1 protein-coding gene is annotated in these 3,616 nt (G+C 63.4%); it reads right to left on the bottom strand.

Translation table 11 applies throughout. The features are described from left to right. Positions 1-3,280: alpha-L-fucosidase (locus ACQY7V_RS08755; RefSeq protein ID WP_428639822.1), on the bottom strand; the 3,280-nt coding region annotated here is incomplete at its 3' end. Positions 3,281-3,616 lie beyond the last annotated feature (336 nt).

Here is a 3,616-nt window from a genome sequence, read left to right as displayed (position 1 = left end):
CCTTGTGAGCACCAGGAGCCAAATCCTTCGGCACCGTGAAGGTGAAGGACACCTTGCCATCAGCACCCGCAGGCTTCGACCCGATCTTCACCGGATCCGAATGCAACACAGCCTCAACCTCAACACCGGGAACAAAACCCGTGCCGGTGACGACGAGCTCCTCGCCGAACGCGACAAGCGCCTTGTCAAGCACGACGCTAGGAGTCGGCTGCGGGTCAGGATTCGGGTTCGGTTGCGGCTCAGGATCCGGCTGCGGGTCAGGATTCGGAGTCGGATCAGGCTCGGGATTCGGCTGCGGGTCAGGATTCGGCTGCGGGTCAGGATTCGGCTGAGGCTCAGGATCCGGCTGAGGCTCAGGATCCGGCTGCGGCTGAGGCTCGGGATCCGGATCCGGCTGCGGCTGAGGCCCGGGATCCGGATCCGGCTGCGGCTCAGTCGCCTTCACCTTCACCACGATGAGACCCGACTCCGCGACGCCCGCCGAGTTCGTCGCCTTCAGCATGAACATCGTGCCCTCGTCGGCGTCGCCCACGGTCAGGGAATAGGTCGCACCCGTTTCTCCCGGCACGTCCTTCCAGCCACCGCTGGCGCCCTTCATCCTCCACTGGAGTTCCGGATCCGGGGTGCCCGTGACCGTCGCCGTAAGGCCGATGACCTTGCCTCGGGGAGCCGTCACCGTCCGGGACTGACCGTCACCCGCGAGCTCCACGTCGCTCAGGTCCTCCGCATCGACGACGATCGGAGAAATGGTCGGAGCCGCGCTCTTCACGATCGGATCACCGAAGACCTCCACCTCAGCCAGAGCCAGTTCCCGGTACGAGCCGGGAAGGATCACGGTCACATAGCGCGCCTCAACACCGCCGAGCTCGACCTTCGTGGGATACCCGGCGATCTCGTCGATCTTCACGGCCTTCGCGCCCTCGGGAAGAGCCCCCTGGCCCGGATCGATGCCCGGATCGAGCGGAAGCTTCGAAGCGACCACCCAGAAGTTGCGAAGCCGCTTCTCACAGGTCATGTAGGGGCAGGGATCCGAGGATGAACGGTTCCAGATGTCGGCACTCGTGAGAGCGAAGTCCTCACCGAGATCGACCTGCCACCAGGCGTTGTCGTCCGCCCCGGTCAGGGAGACCGAGCCATTCGCAAGGACTCCATCCCGTTGGCCGTCGTTCGCGCGAGAAGCCTCGGCGCCCTCGGCGGTCGACGACTGGCGGGCGGGCTTGCCCACCGCGAGATTCGTCGCCCGATCGATCACACTCAGGGTGACCGTGTCGGATACCGCGGTCCCCGCGCTGTTCTTCGCGATCACGTAGTAACGCGCGCCATTGTCCTCCAGGCCCGCATCGATCGTCAGGCGCGAGCCCGTCGCCCCTTCGATTTCAACGGCTTCAGTCGAGCCCGGGGCATAGCGGAACCACTGGTAGCCCGGTGACGGCCGTCCGGCGGCGGAGGCGCTGAAGACCGCGGCCATGCCCTTGGCGACTTCAAGGGATTGCGGTTGAGTCCTGAAAGTCGGAGCGATGTCCTCAGGTTTCGACTCGGACGCCTCGACGCTGATGTCCGGCGCCCCGATGTCGAGGCCCAGCGCGTAATACGACGGCTCTGCGAACTCGATCCGAATGCGCGTCATCGTCTTGGCCGGCAGAGTGAATCCCTCGCCGAAGGGGCCTTCAAGGATTTGCGCACCCGTCAGCACCACCGAATGCTCGCCGAAGCTCACCTTGTAGAGGCTCTCCGCTTTGAAATCGCCCTTCATGGTGAGGCGAACGTCTTCGTAGTTCTTCCCCGCGCGCTCGACGACATAGGCGTCGATCGCCACGTAACCCTGACGATCGGAGGCGCTGTACACGGCGCTCAGCCCCTCGAATCCGATCTTCGCCTTGCCGTCGACGACCTCGACGGCCTGTCCCGGAGAATACGTCGGCGCCCGGTCGAAAGAGACCTTGACGACTGAAAGAACCTCATCGGGCTGCGTCCCGGACATCGTGACCGTCAAGCGGGTTCCATCCTGGGTGAACTCAAGAGGGCTCTCGGTACCGTCGATCGTGACAGCGGTGACCTTGGAACCGACCCCGTCGAGGATGAGTTTGCCGCCCTCGCGCCAATGATCCGGGAACAGGTGAAGCGCATTGCCCTTCGTGGTGATGCGACCCCAATTCGGGATCGGGAACCAGGTGGCCTTCGCCCCGGTGATCGCATCGGGGTGACGCTTCATCCAAGCGCCGATCCCGTCGAGCACCTTCGCATCGAAGCCGTCGAAGGAGCCGTCGCCCTTCGGGCCGACATTGAACGCGAACTGACCCCCGCCCGAGATCGTCGTCACGAGCCCCTTCGTAATCTTGCGAGTGGTCGGAAGGAGGTTCTCCTCAGAACGGTCCGCCTTCGAGGTCGAGCAGTAGCTCCAGCAGCTCGGAAAGATCGAGAGGATCGACTCCCAGGGCCCCATTTTGAAGTCCCAGGGCACCGAGTTGTCACCGCCGACCTCGAAGTCGCCCTTGTCGTTCCAGACGCGGGAATTGACCATCGTCGCGGGCTGCTTGTCGTGCACCCACTTCGCCATGCGCTCCGATTGATCCGGGGTCGGTTTGCCCATGTCGAACCAGAACTCGGCGATCGGGCCGTAGTTCGTCATGAGCTCGTCGATCTGAGGCTTGATGATCTTCGTCATCATCTCCTCGGTGATCGGGTTGAGATTCGATACCGGCTCAGCGTCGTGCTGGGTCCAGTCGATGATCGAGAAGTAGAAGGCGAGTTTGATGTCGCGCTTGCCGCACTCGTCGGCGAGCTGCTTCATCGGGTCCTTGGCGAAGGCGGTCTTCTTCACCACGTTGTAATCGGTGGTGGCGGTATCCCACATGGCGAAGCCGTCATGGTGCTTCGTCGTGATCATCACGTACTTCATGCCGGTGTCCTTGGCCTTCTGACACACGGCGCCCGCATCCCACTTCTCGGCCTTCATCTTCGCGGCCTCAGCGAGATACTCACCATCCGGAATGTCCATCCATGCCTTGATCTGCTCCGGATATCCGCTCAGCTGCGGTGTCCCCTTGTACACGCCCTCGAACATCGAGTAGACGCCCCAGTGCATGAAGAGGCCGAACTGAAGATCCTGCCAATCGGAGATCTTCTTGACCGGAGAATTCGGAACCGCCGCAGGAACGCCGATGACGCTCCCGGAATCCGGCGGAGCCTCCGGGGGCACCGCCAGGGCCGGGGAGACGAGGCCGGCGCAGGCGATCGCCGCCGCCGACAGGCCTCCCACGATGGATTTCTTGAAGTTCACCTTCGCACCTTTCCACGCATGCTCCGCCGACCGACAGCAGCGTCGATCGCTCAGCGCGCATGCGATTTCACGTAATCGGGATTCATCGCGAACACGGCCTTCTTCCCGTTGTTCGCGGCCCATGTCATCGGGGAGCACCGATGCCGCTCCCCAGGAATTCCGGCTCTGAATCAGGGCGAGCCTCTTCCCCATAACGGCGGATCGCCGTCCTTCGCAGTCTTCGCCGTTATGAAAGCGGCAGAACGCAGGACGAAAAGGAGGGGACGAGGACGCCCCTCCCCCTCGCAATGCCGTCCTCGAACTGATGCGGGGAATGGGGGGAGGCGGGATGAGTCT

This window comes from Schaalia sp., from assembly GCF_050312375.1.
Classification (GTDB): Bacteria; Actinomycetota; Actinomycetes; order Actinomycetales; family Actinomycetaceae; genus Pauljensenia; species Pauljensenia hyovaginalis.
This window is presented reverse-complemented; position numbering and strand designations above follow the sequence as displayed.